This window comes from Pseudomonas sp. HLMP, assembly GCF_046365545.1.
Taxonomy (GTDB): Bacteria; Pseudomonadota; Gammaproteobacteria; order Pseudomonadales; family Pseudomonadaceae; genus Aquipseudomonas; species Aquipseudomonas guariconensis_B.
On the sequence record NZ_JBDLLR010000001.1, the window covers coordinates 2,988,039 to 3,003,516 of the forward strand.

A 15,478-nucleotide genomic window follows, 5' to 3' on the forward strand; every position below is an offset into this window, starting at 1 on the left:
AAGCCGCTCAGGTCAGAAGCTGTAGTCGACCGTCGCGAAGTACGACCGTGGCGCGCCGAGCAGCCATTGCTCACCACTGTGGGCGGCCACCACATAGTCACGGTTGAACAGGTTGTTCAACTGCAGCCCCAGGCGCACGTCCGGCAGCACCTGCCAGCCGAGGTTGGCATCGACCACGGTGTAGCCGGGGACGCTCTGGCTGTTGGCGGTGTTGGCGTAGCGCTCGTCGACGTAGCGCAGGCCGATGCCGGCATCCACGGTCTGGCCGAAACCCTTGCTCAGCCACAGGTTGGCGGTACGGCGCGGCACGTTGGCCGGGCGGTTGCCGGCGCGGTCCTGGGGAACGCCGCCGACCCTTTCATCGAAGTCATCGTACTTGGCGCGTACCACGGCGGCGTTGGCCGATACCTGCCACTGGTTAGCCAGGGCCAGCTCCAGGGTCGCCTCCAGGCCGTCGGAGGTCTGTTGGCCGGCTTGCTGCTTCTCGTGGGTGACCGGGTCGTCCACCAGCAGCTTCTTCTTGACGATGTGGTAGGCCGCCAGAGTCCACTCGCCACGGCCGTCCCAGAAGCGCTGCTTGAGGCCCAGTTCGGTCTGCTTCGACTCGGTCAGGTCATAGTTCATCTGCGTCGGGTTGAGGCTGATGAGGTTGTTGACCCCGTCCTCGCTGGTGGAGTACTGGCCGTACAGCGACAGCTCGTCGGTCACCGCGAAGACCAGGCCCGCGCGCCAGTTGCCGCCCTGCAGGCTGCGGTCGCTGCGGGTGTCGCTGACCAGGTTGTCCCGATCGATGTGGTTCTGGTCACGGCGTACACCGGTGACCAGCGACAGGCGATCGGTGAGCTGGGTGCGGTTCTCGGCGAACAGCGCGAAGGTGCGGGTGGTGGACAGGGTCTGTGGGCGCAGCGCCGATCGGCTGTGGAACCCGCCCGGTGCCGGCTGCCAGGGGTCGATGTAGTCGCCGCCCACGTCTTCGTACGGCGAGTTGTTGTCGACGTTGAAACGGATCCTGTTGTACTCGGCACCCACCACGGTCTTGCTGGCCAGGCCGAACAGACTGTGGTCGAAGGTGAAGCTCTGGCGGTCGCCGATCTGCTCCTGGTTGTGCTTGATCTCCAGGTAACTGCCGCGTTCGAGCTGGCCGCGGTCGGCATCCCAGGTGTAGTCCTCGGCGTTGCGCCAGTGCCGGCGGCTCTTGATGTAGTACAGCTGGTTGCTGGCGCTGAGGTGGTCGTTGATCGTCCAGTCGGTGTCGAGGCGGGTCCACTCGTCGTGATAGCGCTGGACGTCGTCGCGAATGTTGTAGTTCTTCTTGCGCAGGCTGTCGCGGTAGTGGCCGTCGATCAGCGGGGTGCCGAAGTAGTTCATCGGCTCGGCATCGCCGCGCTCGTGGGCGAGGGTGAAGCTCAGGTCGTCGCTGGCGTCGAAGCGCAGAGCGGCGCTGAGGGCCAGGTTGCGCGAGTCGCCGCGATCGACCCAGCCGTTGCCTTGCTGCGTGTTCAGGGTGACCCGGTAGCTCAGGCGCTCGCTCAGGCTGCCACCGCTGTCCAGGCCGAGCTGTTGGCGGTCCCAGGAGCCGTAGCCCAGGCGCAGGTGGTTGCGGATTTCGCCGGCGAAGGGTTTTTTCGGGATGACGTTGATCACCGCGCCCGTGGCGCCTTCGCCATAGAGTACCGAGGCCGGGCCACGGATCACGTCGATGCGCTCGACCATCCACGGATCGACCGGGAAGCTCTGGGTACCGGCGCCGGTGTACAGGCGCGAGCCGTCGAACAGCGTCATCACCGAGCTGTGGCCGGTGAAGCCGCGGGCGGAGAGGGCGGTGCCGCCGTTGCCTGGGGTGCCGACCGAGGTGATGCCTGGCGAGCGGGTCACCGCGTCTTGCACGGTGAGGTTGTTACGCTGCTGGATCTGCCCGGCGCTGATGCTGCTGGTGCTGGCCGGGGTCTCCAGGGCGCTCAGGTTCAGGCGCGAACCGGCCCGGGTCGGCGTGGCCAGGTCGACGACCTGTTCGTCGCGGGTGTCGGTGATGGCCGTGGAGGGCAGGGCCAGTACTGGCCCGTCGTGTTCATCGGCCAGGGCCGGAAGGGAAACGGCCAGGCAGGCCGCCAGAGTATGAAGCTTGGAGATACGGGACATGTCGTTCCACTGTCGCAGGAATGAATGGATCCCGGTGGAAACAACGCATAGACGACCAAGCACGTACGCAGGCGCGCACGCGAAAACCGGCCTGCGCCCGCCCACCGCGGGTTGCCAACGAAAAGCTCCAGGCCGGTCTCCGGGCTTGCGAGGATCATGAACCGTTCACCTTCCCATGCATGCGCACAGTGGTATGTCGAAGGGTTCGCTCGCCTACCGTTGCGGGGGCAGCGCCGGACTTGTCGTGGCAACGACGCACCGGCTTCCCGTTTCACCCTGCGCGCGGCGGCGCAGGACACCTGAAACTGGCGCGCATCTGACCACCGAACGGGTGGGGAGTCAATCGTTCGGATGCAGCTTGCGCTGGTCCAGGAGGGCGATCAGCGTCCGCGCCGACGCGATACCCTGGCCTCGATGTTCTTGCGCCCGATCAGCAGGGCGGGCTTCTCCACCACCGGCTCGTCCGCCAGCCACTTGTACATCACCAGGCAGTCCACCAGCCCCAGGCGAGCGTGCCGGTAGGCCTTGGGCAGGCGGCCGACGGTCTCGAAGCCGAGCTTGTGCCACAGCGCCACGGCCACCTCGTTGGTCGCCACCACCGAGTTGAACTGCAGGGCCAGGAAGCCCTCCTGGCGTGCCAGCTTTTGCGAGTGCTCGCACATCAGCCGCGCCACGCCACGGCCGCGGGCGGCCGGCGCGACCATGTAGCCGCAATTGCCCACGTGGGCGCCGGGGCCGGCGGCGTTGGCCTTGAGGTAGTACGAGCCGAGCAACTCGCCATGCGCCTCGGCCACCAGGGTTCGCAGGGGCAGCTCCAGCCAGAGCTGGCGGGCCTGCTCGACGCTGAGCCCGGGGTCGAAGGCATAGGTTTCGCGGGCCTGGACGATGGCCTGGAAGGTGGGCCAGAAGCGTTCGAAGTCTTCCGGGGTCATGGGACGGATGTGGATCATGGCGGCTCCTGCACGGGCTTGGCCGCCAAGTCTGGGTGGCCCGGCGCCGCCGCGCAAGGGCTGCGGCGCCGGAGGCGTTCAGTCGCTCGCCTTGCCGACCGCATCCAGGGCGCGGGCCGAGTAGACCAGCGCGGCACCGGCGTTCATCGCCACCGCCACGCCCAGCGCCTCGGCGATTTCCTCACGGGTGGCGCCGTGCCTGACGGCCTGCTGGGAGTGCACGGCGATGCAGCCGTCGCAGCGGGTAGTCACCGCCACGGCCAGGGAGATCAGCTCGCGGGTCTTGGCATCCAGGTGGTTGGTCTTGGCCCCGGCACCGCTGGCAGTCATGTAGCCGGCCACGGTATCGGGGGACAACTGCTTGAGATCGCCGATGCCGGCCATCAACTGCCTACGGTAGGCGTCCCAGTCCATCATGCTCATGGTTTTCACCTTGTTCGGTGGTGACAGGAGCTTTCAGGCTAGTCGAAGAACGAGGCTCTGGAGGGGCTGTGATGGCCAGGGCAGCGTCTTCGCTTCAGATGTAGATGAACACCAGCACCAGCGCCGCGACCACCGCCCACTTTTCCAGGTAGTAGCGGGTGCGGTTGCGCTTCTTCAGGGCCTTGCCGCGCTCGCGGATGCGGTAGATGCGGGTGAACAGGCGATTGATGCCGCCGGTCTTGTCGTTGGCGTCGTTGGGGGCCGCCGCGGCGGCCATGACGTTGCGGCTGAACCAGCGGTTGAAGGCGGTCGCCCAGCGGTACTTGAGCGGGCGCTCGACGTCGCAGAACAGGATGATGCGGTTGTGCTCGGTGGTGTTGGCGGCGTAGTGGATGTAGGTCTCGTCGAACACCACTGCCTCGCCGTCGCGCCAGGCGTACTTCTGGCCATCGACATCGATGTAGCAGCCGTCGTCGTTGGGCGTGTCCAGGCCCAGGTGGTAGCGGTAGGAGCCGGCATAGGGGTCACGGTGGCGCACCAGCTTGGCGCCTGGCGGCAGGGTGGCGAACATGGCCGCCTTGACCGAGCCGATACCCTGCAGCAACTCGGTGGTGCGTGGGCACAGCTTCATCGCCGAGGGGTGGCTCTCGCCATACCACTTCAGGTAGAAACGCTTCCAGCCGGTCTTGAAGAACGAATTGAATCCGACGTCGTCGTAGTTGTCGGATTTCTTGATCTCGCCCACGTGCAGCAGTTGCTGGGCCTCCTCGCGGATTTCCCGCCAGTGGTCCTTGAGCGGCTGCAGTTCGGGGAAGGACTCGACCGGCAGGTAGGGCTTGGCCGGGTGCTGGGAGAACAGGTACAGGAAGCTGTTGACCGGAGCCAGGAAGCTGGAGTGATCGCCCAGTTGGCGGGTCAGCTTGTGGCGAACCCGACCGCGCAAGTGAACATAGGCGATCGAGAGTGCGAAGATCAGGACGAGTGCGATTTTCATGAACGGATACTTGTCGAAATGGCCATGCGCCATGGCTTGAGCCCGCCAGCATAAACAATCGTGCCAGGCCTGTGCACCCGTCTTAAGTGGAAGGCGCAAACGTTTCATCCTGGTTCATCTGCCAGGTATCGAGGTGAGCGTACACTCGGGGCTGGCGCCCCACAGATCGAGGAGCATGCATGGCCCAGGATTCACGCCCCAGCGGTGCGCCCTTCAAGCGCCTGTTCTTCGCCTTGCCGGTCAGCGATGCCCAGCGCCGTGCCATCGCCCAGTGGCGGCGCAGCCTGGGGCTGCGCAGTGGAAGGCCCGTACCGGCCGAGAACTTCCACCTGACCCTGCTGTTTCTGGGCGATGTGGATGCCGCGCGGTTGCCGGCCCTGTGCGCTGCGGTCGACAATCTCACGCGCCCGGACGCGCCCTTGCGCCTGCTGCTCGACCGCTTGCAGGTGTGGCAGCGCGCCGGTGTGCTGGTGCTCGAACCTGGGGAGACGCCACCGGCGCTGCGGCAACTGGTCTATGCCCTGCAACAGGCGGCGCTGCCGCTGGGCATTGCCGAGCAGGTCCGCGAGTATCGGCCACACCTGACGCTGTCGAGGGACTTCCGTGGCCAGCCGCCGGAAGCCGCGGCGGCACCGGCGTTCTTCCTCGCCGTCCGGCACTTCACCCTCTACGAGTCACGCAAGGGTCGCTACTGGCCGTTGGCCGAATGGTCGCTGACGGGCTAAGGCATGGGCAAGCAAGGTCGGGTTCCTATGCTGTTTGGCTGCGGGCCGGCTCGAACAACTGCTGGCCCAGTTGCCAGGCGGTGCGCAGGTGGCCCTTGGGATCCTGGCCCTCGCTGTCGGTGAGCACGTTCGAACTCAGTACCTGAGCACCGCAGTAGTCGAAGATGCCGTGTTCGATTTGCACGCGCATCGCCTCGCCGTAGCCATGCCGCTCGAAGGTACCGGCATCGGCACCTGCGACGCCGACCAGGTGCACGGTAAGGCCCTGGAGTTTCTTGATGGTCGGGCCGTTGACCTGGTAGTCGAAGGCCCAGCCATTGCTGAACACACGCTCGACCCAGCCCTTGAGCAGCGCTGGCAGCGACCACCAGTAGACCGGGTACACCAGCACCAGCGCATCGGCGCGCTCGATGCGCGCCTGCTCGGCGAGCACATCCGCCGGTGGTGGGGCCAGGCGACGATGCACGGCATGGTCGGCCAGGCCGAAGCGGGGGTCGAAGCCTTCTCGGGCCAAGTCGGCGATTTCGGCCGTGTGGCCGGCGCTGGCCAGGCCGTCGGCGATGCGTTGGGCGAGGGCATGGGTCAATGATTCTGGGTCGTGGTGGCCGATGACGATCAGGGCATGCATGGCGGTTCTCCAGGTGAAAGGGTGCGTGAGTGGGGGCGGCGTTATATACTCGTAGTAAGTTACTGTTGGTAAGTTACTTTTGGTAGGTAATCGATGTCAAGCGATGACAAACCGCTGCCGCGCAAACGCCTGTCCCGTGAGGCGAGGCGCCGCCAATTGCTCGACGTGGCCTGGCAACTGATCCGCGACGAGGGCACCGACGCCTTGAGCCTGGGGCGCCTGGCAGAGCAGGCTGGGGTGACCAAGCCGGTGGTGTATGACCATTTCGAAACCCGCACGGGATTGCTGGTAGCGCTGTACGAGGAGTACGACGCGCGTCAGACGGGCATGCTCGAGGCGGCGTTGGCGGTCAGCGCCGCCAGCCTGCAGGTACGTGCCGGGGTGATCGCCGCGGCCTACGTGGAGTGCGTGATGACCCAGGGGCGCGAGATACCTGGTGTGTCCGCGGCGCTGGCCGGGTCGCCGGAGCTGGAGGCGCTCAAGCGGAGCTACGAGGGGCCGTTCCTGGAGAAGTGCCGGCAAGCCTTGGCGCCGTTCGCGCCGAGGGGGGATATCGGCGCTGCTGGGTTGCGGGTGCTGGTGGGGGCGGCAGAGGCGCTGTCGCAGGCTGCGGCGGCGGGGGAGTTGGAGGCCGGGCGGGCGAAGGATGAGTTACAGGCGACCATCGTGGCCATGGTGCTGCGCCAGTAGATAGGGGAAGTTGTGGTTGAGGCCGCTGTGCGGCCCATCCGGTAATCCGGCTTCCATGGACCCCTGATAAATCAATGGGTGACGATCTTTTCTATTAGAGCTGGCTTGCCCTCGAATAGGCTGCCCTGACAGTCCAGGGCACTGATGGTCGAGCCCAGGTAATGCTGCCAGTACTCGCGACGTTCCGCGGTGTGTCCAGGCTGAGCGGGCATGGTACTGCGCTTGCTGTCATGGTTGTGAGGCCCTGGTTGGACGCGTACCATGCCGGGCATTCCTTCCAATAACAAACCGTGCGTCACCTGCCTTTTACCTGGGCAGGTGGCGAGCGTCCTGTCGCCTTGTCTGCGGAGAACAGATTTCCATCCATGAACGGACCCATTCCCACCACCCTGCCGCCGACCGCAGGTGGCGGCAGTTGGCTGAGCGTCATCGCCCTGGCCCTGGCGGCCTTCATCTTCAATACCACCGAGTTCGTCCCGGTGGCGCTGCTCAGCGACATCGGCCGCAGCTTCGACATGAGTACCGCCCAGGTCGGCCTGATGCTGACCATCTACGCCTGGGTGGTGGCCCTGGCGTCGCTGCCGATGATGCTGTTGACGCGCAACATCGAGCGGCGCCGCCTGCTGCTGTTCGTGTTCCTGGTGTTCATCCTCAGCCACCTGCTGTCGTGGTTGTCGCAGAGTTTCGCCATGTTGCTGGTCAGCCGTATCGGGATCGCCCTGGCCCATGCCGTGTTCTGGGCCATCACCGCCTCGCTGGCGGTGCGTGTGGCACCGCCCGGCCAGCAGGCCAAGGCCCTGGGCCTGCTGGCCACCGGCACTACCTTGGCGATGGTCATGGGCATCCCCCTGGGGCGTGTGGTGGGCGAAGCCCTGGGCTGGCGTATCACCTTCCTCAGCATCGCTGGGGTGGCCCTGGCTACCATGCTCTGCCTGATGAAGTCGCTGCCCTTGCTGCCGAGCCAGAACTCCGGCTCGCTGCGCAGCCTGCCGATCCTGTTCAAGCGGCCGGCGCTGGTGATCACCTATGTCCTGGTGACGCTGGTGATCACTGCGCAGTTCACTGCCTACAGCTACATCGAGCCGTTCGCCCTGCATGTGGCGCAGATCGGCGGCGAGCGCACCACGCTGTTGCTGCTGCTGTTCGGTGGCGCCGGGGTGTTCGGCTCGGTGCTGTTCAGCCGCTACAGCGACCGTTTTCCGCAGGGCTTCCTGGTGGCGGCCATCGCGTCCCTGGCGGCCTGCCTGCTGTTGCTGCTGCCGTTGTCGGGCAATTTCTACCTGTTCGCCGCCCTGAGCATGGTCTGGGGCGTGGCGATCCTGAGTTTCAGCCTGTCGCTGCAGTCCAAGACCCTGAAACTCGCTTCGGACGCCACCGACGTGGCCATGGCGCTGTTCTCCGGGATCTACAACATCGGTATCGGCGGCGGCGCGTTGCTGGGCAGCATCGTCAGCAGCCAACTGGGCGTGGCCCATATCGGCTTGGTTGGCGGTGGCGTGGCGCTGGCTGGCCTGGTGCTGGCGGTGGCTAGCGTGCAGCGCTACCGTGCGGCGGCCGCAATGCCGTTTGACTGACTAATGGAACAGCGGCTTCAGGGCTCGAGCGCGGCGAAACGCTCACGCAGCCATAGATGCAACTGCGACACCGCCGGCGACAGTTGCTTGCGGTGTGGGCACACCAAGGTCACTGGCGTCAGTTCGCCGGGATGATCCGGCAGCAGGACCTCCAGCTCGCCAGCGGCGACGTTGGCACTGACGTCCAGCCAGGACTTGTAGACGATGCCTTCCCCCTCCAGTGCCCAGCGCCGCACCACATCGGCATCGTCGCTGAACAGGGGGCCCCGCACCTGCACGGTAAGGCTGCCCAGGCGCCATTTGTCGTAGATCCGCCCCTGCTGCAGGTACAACAGGCAGGCATGCTGCTGCAGCTCCTCGGGCGTGCGCGGCCGCCCGTGACGGGCCAGGTATCCGGGCGAGGCCACCAGCACCCGACGGTTCCACGGGGCCAGGGGCAGGGCGATGTAGTTGGCTTCCTGGTTCAGGCCATAGCGAATGGCGACGTCCACCGGGTCGCGGTACAGGTCGGCCACCTGGTCGGAGAGAAAGAAACGCAGGCTCAGGTCCGGGTGCTCGCGGCGAAAGGCGCTGAGCCAGGGCAGCAGAATGTTGCGCCCCAGATCCGAGGGGGCCGAGACCTGCAGTACGCCGCGTAGGGTGCTGTGGGCGCCGTGCAGGTTGTCGCGGCCCTGGCGCAGGGTGTCGAGCACGCCCTGGGCGGTGGGCAGGTACAGCTCGCCCTCGGCGGTCAGGCGCAGGCTGCGGGTGGTGCGGGCGAACAGCCGTACATCCAGTTCGCGCTCCAGGCGCTTGATCGCCGCCGCGACCTGGCCGGGGAGCAGGCCGGCCTCATGGGCGGCGGCGGTGAAGCTGCCCAGGGCGCTGCTGCGGACGAACAACGCCAGATCGGTGATACGCAGCATTTTCACTCCAGGGGTGAAAGTGTTGCTGCATTGTGCCAGTTTTTCTTTTTCAAAAGAAAGATAAGATGCCCGGCAACGTCATTCTCCCCAAGGAGCCGCTTCGATGGATACCGTTACGCTCGCCAAACGTCGCTACACCACCAAGGCCTACGATGCCAGCCGCAAGATCCCCCAGGCCACCGTCGACGCGCTGCTCGAGCAACTGCGCCACAGCCCGTCCTCGGTCAACTCGCAGCCCTGGCACTTCGTGGTGGCCGACAGCGCCGAAGGCAAGGCGCGCATCGCCAGGAGCACCGAAGCCTTCGCCTACAACACGCCGAAGATCCTCGACGCCTCCCATGTGATCGTCTTCGCCGCCCGTACCGAGATGCCCGAGTCGCACCTGCAGGCGGTACTGGAGCAGGAAGCCGCCGATGGCCGTTTCCGCACCGAGCAGGCTCGCGCCGGGCAGGCGCAGTCACGTCTTGGCTATGTCGACCTGCACCGTTTCGACCAGAAGGACTTGCAGCACTGGATGGAGAAGCAGGTCTACCTGGCCCTGGGCACCGCGCTGCTCGGCGCCGCCGCCCATGGGCTGGACGCTACCCCCATCGAAGGCTTCGACAGCAAGGTGCTGGATGCCGAACTGGGTCTGCGCGAGCGTGGCTTCACCAGCGTGGTGCTGCTGAGCCTGGGTTACCGCAGCGAGGAGGACTTCAACGCCGGTCTGAACAAGTCGCGCCTGCCAGCGCCGGCCGTGTTCACCTTCCTTTGAAACCTGGCTGATCGGGGCCGCCCGCGCCCCAGAATCAGTCACCTGCGACCTATCGCCGGTCACGCACCTGCGATAGGGGCCTGGCCACCTGTTCCAGTGGCTGGCGTTCGGCCGCCGCGCCCCAGCGTGCCTGCACCCAGGCCGCGGCGATCATCAGCCCGGCGCCGACCAGGTAACCGTACAGCACGTTGCTGCGCTCGCCAGTCTCGATCAATGCACCGAACAGGGTCGGCCCGAGCAACCCGCCGAGGCCGGTGCCGAAGGCGTAGAACACGGCGATGGCCAGGGCGCGGATCTCCAGGGGAAAGGTCTCGGCCACGGTCAGGTAGGCGGAGCTGGCGGCGGCGGAGGCGAAAAAGAAGATCACCATCCAGGCGATGGTCTGTTGCGTGACATCGATCAGTTGCTGCTGGAACAGGTAGCCGCTGAGGGTCAGCAGCACGCCGGAAACCAGGTAGGTGCCGCTGATCATGATGCGTCGGCCGACCACATCGAACAGCCTGCCGAGTAGCAGCGGCCCGCAGAAATTACCCAGGGCGAAGGGCAGCACGTACCAGCCGACGTCTTCGGAGGGCACCGCGTAGAAATCGGTCAGTACCAGCGCATAGGTGAAGAAGATGGCGTTGTAGAAGAACGCCTGGGCGCTGAGCAGGGTCAGGCCCACCAGCGCACGGCGACGATGATCGACGAACAGGCTGTGGAACACTTCGCGCAGCGGCGTGTGGTCGCGGGCGTGCAGGTGTAGGGGAGGGCGGTCGATGGGCGGCAGTTCGATACCACGCTCACGGTAGCGACGCTCGATGTCGGCGACGATGCGCTCAGCCTTCTGCGGCTGGTTGTGGATCATCAGCCAGCGCGGGCTTTCCGGGATCCACAGGCGCATCAGCACGATGAACAGGCCCAGCAGCGCACCGATGCCGAAGCACAGGCGCCAGCCCAGTTCGCCGCCGACCAGCGCCGGGTCGAGCAGCACCACCGAGCCCAGTGCGCCCAGGGCGGCGCCTAGCCAGAAGGTGCCGTTGATGGTCAGGTCGACCCAGCCCCGAAAACGCGCCGGAGTGAACTCCTGGATGGTCGAGTTGATCGCGGTGTACTCGCCGCCGATACCGGCGCCGGTCAGGAAGCGGAACAGCAGGAAACTCTCCAGGTTCCACGAGAAGGCCGTCGCCGCCGTGGCACCGATATACAAGGCCAGTGTGACGAAGAACAGCCTGCGCCGGCCGAGGCGGTCGGTCAGCCAGCCGAACAACAGGGCGCCGAGCACGGCACCCGCGATGTAGGCGCCGCCGGCCAGGCCGACCTCGGTGTTGCTCATCCGCAGCACCGGGCTGTCCTTGAGCGCGCCGGACACCGAGCCGGCCAGGGTCACCTCCAGGCCGTCGAGCAGCCAGGTGATGCCCAGGGCGAGCACCAGCAATGTGTGGAAGCGGGTCCAGGGCAGACGATCGAGGCGCGCGGGGATATCGGTGGCGTAAAGGTGCTGGTCCGTGGTGCTGGGCTCGCGCAGGGCTCGGGTGGTCATGGCAGGTCCTTCGCTGGCGAAGAGTGGTTACCCGATGGAGCCACCTGCCGTGCCGGAGTTCAAACATCGAGACGCTGCCGCCTGGGAGCCGGCGACAGCGCCTCCCTCCCTCACCACAACGACGCGCTGGCTGCCGTCAGCACCCGTGTGAAAACCTCGATCGCCTTGTCCACCTCGGCCTCGGTCGTATAGCGCCCGAGGCTCAGGCGCACGCTGTTGCGTGCCTGTCTTTCATCCAGCCCCAGGGCCAGCAGCACATGGGAGGCGGCGTTGCTGGCCGAGTTGCATGCCGAGGTCGAGGACAGCGCCAGCTCGCTGGCCAGGGCGGCACTGTTGAAACCCTGGATATCGATGCACAGGTTCAGGGTATGCGCAATGCGCTGGGTAGGGCAGCCATTGAGGCTCACCCCCGGCAGGGCCAGCAGGCCCTCGCGCAGGCGCTGGCTCAAGCGCTCGATGCGCTGGTGCTCGCTGTCGCCGGGCTGGCCGGCGAGGGCGAAGGCGCTGCCCATGCCGACGATCTGGTGGGTGGCCAGGGTGCCGGAGCGCAGGCCGCGCTCGTGCCCGCCGCCATGCATCTGCGCGCGCAGTGTTGCCCGTGCCCGAGGCCCGACATGGAGCGCGCCGATGCCCTTGGGGCCATAAACCTTGTGGGCCGAGAACGACATCAGGTCGACCGCTACCCGGGCCAGGTCGATGGCCACCTTGCCCACGGCCTGGGCCGCATCCACATGGAACAGGGCGCCATGGGCACGCACCAGGTCGCCGATGGAGGCGAAGTCGGTGACGGTGCCCAGCTCGTTGTTGACTGCCATCAGCGAGACCAGCCGGGTATCCTCGCGCAGCGCCGAGTGCACCGCCTGCGGTCGTATCAGGCCGGCCTGGTCAGGTGCCAGGCGGGTGACCGTCCAGCCCAGGCCTTCCAGCTCGGCCACGGTATCCAGCACGGCCTTGTGCTCCAGCTGGCTGGTGATCAGGTGGCCCGGTCGCTCGACGCCCTGGGCGATGCCCTTGAGCGCGAGGTTGTTGGACTCGGTGGCGCCGGAGGTCCAGACCAGGTCGGCTGGGTCGGCGCCGACCTGTTCGGCCACCTGGCGGCGTGCCTGCTCCACGGCCTCGCTGGCAGCCTGGCCATAGTGATGGCCGCGGGAGGCGGGGTTGCCGAAATTGGCCTCGCGGCCGAGGCAGGCGAGCATGGTTTCGATGACCCGGTCGTCGACCGGGGTCGTGGCGGCATAGTCGAAGTAGAGCGGGGCGCTAGGCATGATGGGCGAGTCCGTGCTTGTCGCCTTGGGATGGCGATCGATGGAGCCATCGTACGCGGCGCAGCGGGATGCATTTTGCCTTCTGTTCGCTCTTTTTCTGGAGGCTAATAAAATATTTCCATTTTTGGTCTTGTTTGTAGGAAATATTTCTCTTGTTTGAAGGTGTTCATCTCTAACCGTTCGCCAGGTCAGGTCGGTTCCGAGGTTTTTTCCTCTTGCGCCACCACACGTTCGCACAGCTCGATGATCTGCTCGCGCATCCAGCGGTTGGCCGGGTCCTGGTCGGTGCTCTCGTGCCAGTACAGGTGGGTTTCCAGCGGCGGCACTTCCACCGGCAAGGGCAGGTGGCGCAATTGGTGGCGGCGCGCGAAGCGCTCGGGGACGGTCATCACCATGTCGGTCTGCTGCAGCACCTGGGAGGCCATCAGGTAGTGCTGCGAGCGCAGGGCGATCTTGCGTTGCACACCCATCTTGCCCAGGGCCAGGTCGACGTAGCCCAGGCCATTGCGGCGGCTGGAGATATGGATGTGGGTCATGCCCAGGTAGCTGTCGAGGGTCAGCTTGCCGTCGGCCAGCGGGTGGCCCGGGCGCAGGGCGCAGACATAACGGTCGTGCATGAGCTTGACGTGGCGCACCTGCGGATCGATGTTCAGCGGCGCATCGACGGCGAAGTCCAGGCGCCCGGCGGCCAGCTCCTTGGTGGTCTCGCGGCGCTTGCACAGGAAGCTCTCGATCACCAGCGAAGGCGCCAGGCGGCGCAGGCGCTGGAACAGCGCTGGCAGGATCACCGCCTCGGTGAGGTCGGTCATGCTGATGCGGAAGGTCTTGTTGGCTTGCTGCGGGTTGAAGATGCGGCTTTCCTGCACCGAGGTGCGCAGCAGGGCGAGGGCGTTGCGCACCGGGCCGATGATGTTCTGCGCCATGGGCGTGGGCACCATGCCCTGGGCGGTGCGCACGAACAGCGGGTCGTTGAAGGTCTCGCGCAGACGCGACAGGGCATTGGACACTGCCGGCTGGGTGATGCCGACGATCTGCCCGGCACGGGTCAGGTTGGCTTCGGTGTAGATGGCATCGAAGACGATGAACAGGTTGAGGTCGACCTTGCTGAGGTTCATGGGCGCCGCTCTTTGTTGGAATTATTGGCCGATCATATATCGGTTATGAATGTTTATACACATAGAAAATAGACTAGGTGGATGGAGCGCCGGTGCTCTAGGCTCTGCTGCATGTTCTTCATCGACTGAAGGTAACCCCTCATGGATTTCGCCTATTCGCCCAAGGTCCAGGCGCTGCGCGAGCGCGTCACCGCGTTCATGGACACCTACGTCTATCCTGCCGAGCCGGTGTTCGAGCGCCAGGTCGCCGAGGGCGACCGCTGGCAGCCCACCGCGATCATGGAGGAGCTCAAGGCCAAGGCCCGTGCCGAAGGCCTGTGGAACCTGTTCCTGCCCGAGTCGGAGTACGGTGCGGGCCTGAGCAACCTTGAGTACGCGCCGTTGGCCGAGATCATGGGGCGTTCGCTGCTGGGGCCGGAGCCGTTCAATTGCTCGGCGCCGGACACCGGCAACATGGAGGTGCTGGTGCGCTACGGCAGCGAGGCGCAGAAGCGCCAGTGGCTCGAGCCATTGCTGCGTGGCGAGATCCGTTCGGCGTTCGCCATGACCGAGCCGGACGTGGCCTCCTCGGACGCCACCAACATGGCTGCCACCGCCGTGCGCGACGGCGATGCGTGGGTGATCAATGGCCGCAAGTGGTGGACCTCCGGCGCCTGTGACCCGCGCTGCAAGGTCATGATCTTCATGGGCCTGTCCAACCCGCAAGGGCCGCGCCACCAGCAGCATTCGATGATCCTGGTGCCGACCGATGCGCCCGGGGTGAAGATTGTACGGCCCTTGCCGGTGTTCGGTTATGACGACGCTCCCCATGGCCATGCCGAGGTGCTGTTCGAGAACGTGCGGGTGCCCTACGAGAACGTGCTGCTCGGCGAGGGACGTGGTTTCGAGATTGCCCAGGGGCGCCTGGGCCCGGGCCGCATCCACCACTGCATGCGCTCGATCGGCATGGCCGAGCGCGCCCTGGAGCTGATGTGCAAGCGCGCGGTGAGCCGCACCGCCTTCGGTCGCCCCCTGGCGCGGCTGGGCGGCAACGTCGACAAGATCGCCGACTCGCGCATGGAGATCGACATGGCGCGCCTGCTGACCCTGAAGGCTGCCTACATGATGGACACCGTCGGCAACAAGGTGGCACGCAGCGAGATCGCCCAGATCAAGGTGGTGGCGCCGAACGTGGCGTTGAAGGTGATCGACCGGGCGATCCAGATGCATGGCGGGGCAGGGGTCAGCGGCGACTTCCCGTTGGCCTACATGTATGCCATGCAGCGCACCCTGCGCCTGGCTGACGGTCCGGACGAAGTGCACCGAGCGGCCATTGGCAAGTACGAGATCGGCAAGTACGTGCCGCGGGAGATGTTGCGCGGCGGGCATTGATTGGAGCCTGTCTTTGGCATCTTGGGGCTGCCTTGCAGCCCATCGCCGAGGTCTGCGGTGCTCACAAATCGTGTGTCATGCAGAGCAACGTGGGCTTGCTGGCGATGGGGCGAGCGCTTGCCTGAGATAGACGAAGGGGCATCGATCGTCTATTGGTGTAAGTCGCTAGCGGAGTCCGCGTCGCCATTAAAATGGTGCAGGTTGACCGTAAATTCTGTGTTGTCTGTAGGAAACGTCTATAACGCCGCAAGCAGGGAAAAAGCCCCTTCCTAAGCTGCTAGGTTCCTTGGCTTCATCAAGCACAAGGAGCTGGCACATGCGTCTGGATGGCAAAGGGCAGGCGGTCGATGGCGACCTCACCACCACGGGCGCAACCTGTATCGGTACGGGCGCGGGTTATTTCTCCGGCGGACGCATGGTCCT

14 protein-coding genes and 1 riboswitch are annotated in these 15,478 nt (G+C 65.8%); of the genes, 5 read left to right on the forward strand and 9 right to left on the reverse strand.

The genetic code is table 11. The features are described from left to right. Positions 1 to 12: 12 nt before the first annotated feature. From ABFA30_RS13975 to lpxO, 4 genes are all read right to left on the reverse strand, one after another. Positions 13 to 2,139 carry a TonB-dependent receptor gene (locus ABFA30_RS13975; RefSeq protein WP_410045583.1) on the reverse strand — a complete coding sequence of 709 codons (2,127 nt, stop codon included), beginning with the start codon at positions 2,137 to 2,139 and terminating at the stop codon, positions 13 to 15. Between the two features lie 112 nt (positions 2,140 to 2,251). Further along, positions 2,252 to 2,457: riboswitch (cobalamin riboswitch) on the reverse strand. Between the two features lie 62 nt (positions 2,458 to 2,519). Then, positions 2,520 to 3,089 (reverse strand): GNAT family N-acetyltransferase, encoded by a 570-nt coding sequence (locus ABFA30_RS13980; RefSeq protein WP_225789660.1) that lies wholly within the window; start codon positions 3,087 to 3,089, stop codon positions 2,520 to 2,522. Between the two features lie 78 nt (positions 3,090 to 3,167). Continuing rightward, positions 3,168 to 3,512, reverse strand: coding sequence for a carboxymuconolactone decarboxylase family protein (locus ABFA30_RS13985; RefSeq protein WP_225789659.1), 345 nt, complete (start codon positions 3,510 to 3,512; stop codon positions 3,168 to 3,170). 94 nt (positions 3,513 to 3,606) lie between these two features. Further along, positions 3,607 to 4,506, reverse strand: coding sequence for a lipid A hydroxylase LpxO (gene lpxO, locus ABFA30_RS13990; RefSeq protein WP_225789658.1), 900 nt, complete (start codon positions 4,504 to 4,506; stop codon positions 3,607 to 3,609). A 179-nt stretch (positions 4,507 to 4,685) separates the two neighbouring features. Here lpxO and thpR point away from each other — a divergent pair, with 179 nt between their 5' ends. Continuing rightward, positions 4,686 to 5,231, forward strand: coding sequence for an RNA 2',3'-cyclic phosphodiesterase (gene thpR, locus ABFA30_RS13995; RefSeq protein ID WP_225789657.1), 546 nt, complete (start codon positions 4,686 to 4,688; stop codon positions 5,229 to 5,231). Between the two features lie 25 nt (positions 5,232 to 5,256). On the opposite strand, the gene ABFA30_RS14000 is transcribed toward thpR, so the two are convergent. Then, a complete protein-coding gene (locus ABFA30_RS14000; RefSeq protein ID WP_225789656.1) occupies positions 5,257 to 5,859 on the reverse strand; it encodes an NAD(P)H-dependent oxidoreductase in 603 nt (200 codons plus the stop codon). Positions 5,860 to 5,952: 93 nt separating this feature from the next. Between ABFA30_RS14000 and ABFA30_RS14005 the strand changes: the two genes are divergently transcribed. Together ABFA30_RS14005 and ABFA30_RS14010 are read left to right on the forward strand one after the other, a co-directional pair. Then, the gene (locus ABFA30_RS14005) at positions 5,953 to 6,549 is read left to right on the forward strand and encodes a TetR/AcrR family transcriptional regulator (protein ID WP_253091221.1); all 597 of its coding nucleotides are present in this window, start codon (positions 5,953 to 5,955) and stop codon (positions 6,547 to 6,549) included. 365 nt (positions 6,550 to 6,914) lie between these two features. Continuing rightward, a complete protein-coding gene (locus ABFA30_RS14010; RefSeq protein WP_225789653.1) occupies positions 6,915 to 8,123 on the forward strand; it encodes a sugar transporter in 1,209 nt (402 codons plus the stop codon). Positions 8,124 to 8,140: 17 nt separating this feature from the next. On the opposite strand, the gene ABFA30_RS14015 is transcribed toward ABFA30_RS14010, so the two are convergent. Beyond that, positions 8,141 to 9,028 carry a LysR family transcriptional regulator gene (locus ABFA30_RS14015; protein WP_225789652.1) on the reverse strand — a complete coding sequence of 296 codons (888 nt, stop codon included), beginning with the start codon at positions 9,026 to 9,028 and terminating at the stop codon, positions 8,141 to 8,143. Positions 9,029 to 9,131: 103 nt separating this feature from the next. Between ABFA30_RS14015 and nfsB the strand changes: the two genes are divergently transcribed. Further along, positions 9,132 to 9,782, forward strand: coding sequence for an oxygen-insensitive NAD(P)H nitroreductase (nfsB, locus tag ABFA30_RS14020; RefSeq protein WP_253080317.1), 651 nt, complete (start codon positions 9,132 to 9,134; stop codon positions 9,780 to 9,782). A gap of 49 nt (positions 9,783 to 9,831) precedes the next feature. On the opposite strand, the gene ABFA30_RS14025 is transcribed toward nfsB, so the two are convergent. The 3 genes from ABFA30_RS14025 to ABFA30_RS14035 all read right to left on the reverse strand — a co-directional run bounded on the left by ABFA30_RS14025 (position 9,832) and on the right by ABFA30_RS14035 (position 13,684). After that, positions 9,832 to 11,304 (reverse strand): MFS transporter, encoded by a 1,473-nt coding sequence (locus tag ABFA30_RS14025; RefSeq protein WP_368816569.1) that lies wholly within the window; start codon positions 11,302 to 11,304, stop codon positions 9,832 to 9,834. A gap of 110 nt (positions 11,305 to 11,414) precedes the next feature. Continuing rightward, positions 11,415 to 12,569, reverse strand: coding sequence for a cysteine desulfurase family protein (locus tag ABFA30_RS14030; protein ID WP_225789649.1), 1,155 nt, complete (start codon positions 12,567 to 12,569; stop codon positions 11,415 to 11,417). 188 nt (positions 12,570 to 12,757) lie between these two features. Then, positions 12,758 to 13,684 carry a LysR family transcriptional regulator gene (locus ABFA30_RS14035; RefSeq protein ID WP_225789648.1) on the reverse strand — a complete coding sequence of 309 codons (927 nt, stop codon included), beginning with the start codon at positions 13,682 to 13,684 and terminating at the stop codon, positions 12,758 to 12,760. Between the two features lie 141 nt (positions 13,685 to 13,825). Between ABFA30_RS14035 and ABFA30_RS14040 the strand changes: the two genes are divergently transcribed. After that, a complete protein-coding gene (locus ABFA30_RS14040) occupies positions 13,826 to 15,055 on the forward strand; it encodes an acyl-CoA dehydrogenase (RefSeq protein ID WP_225789647.1) in 1,230 nt (409 codons plus the stop codon). Positions 15,056 to 15,478: the final 423 nt, after the last annotated feature.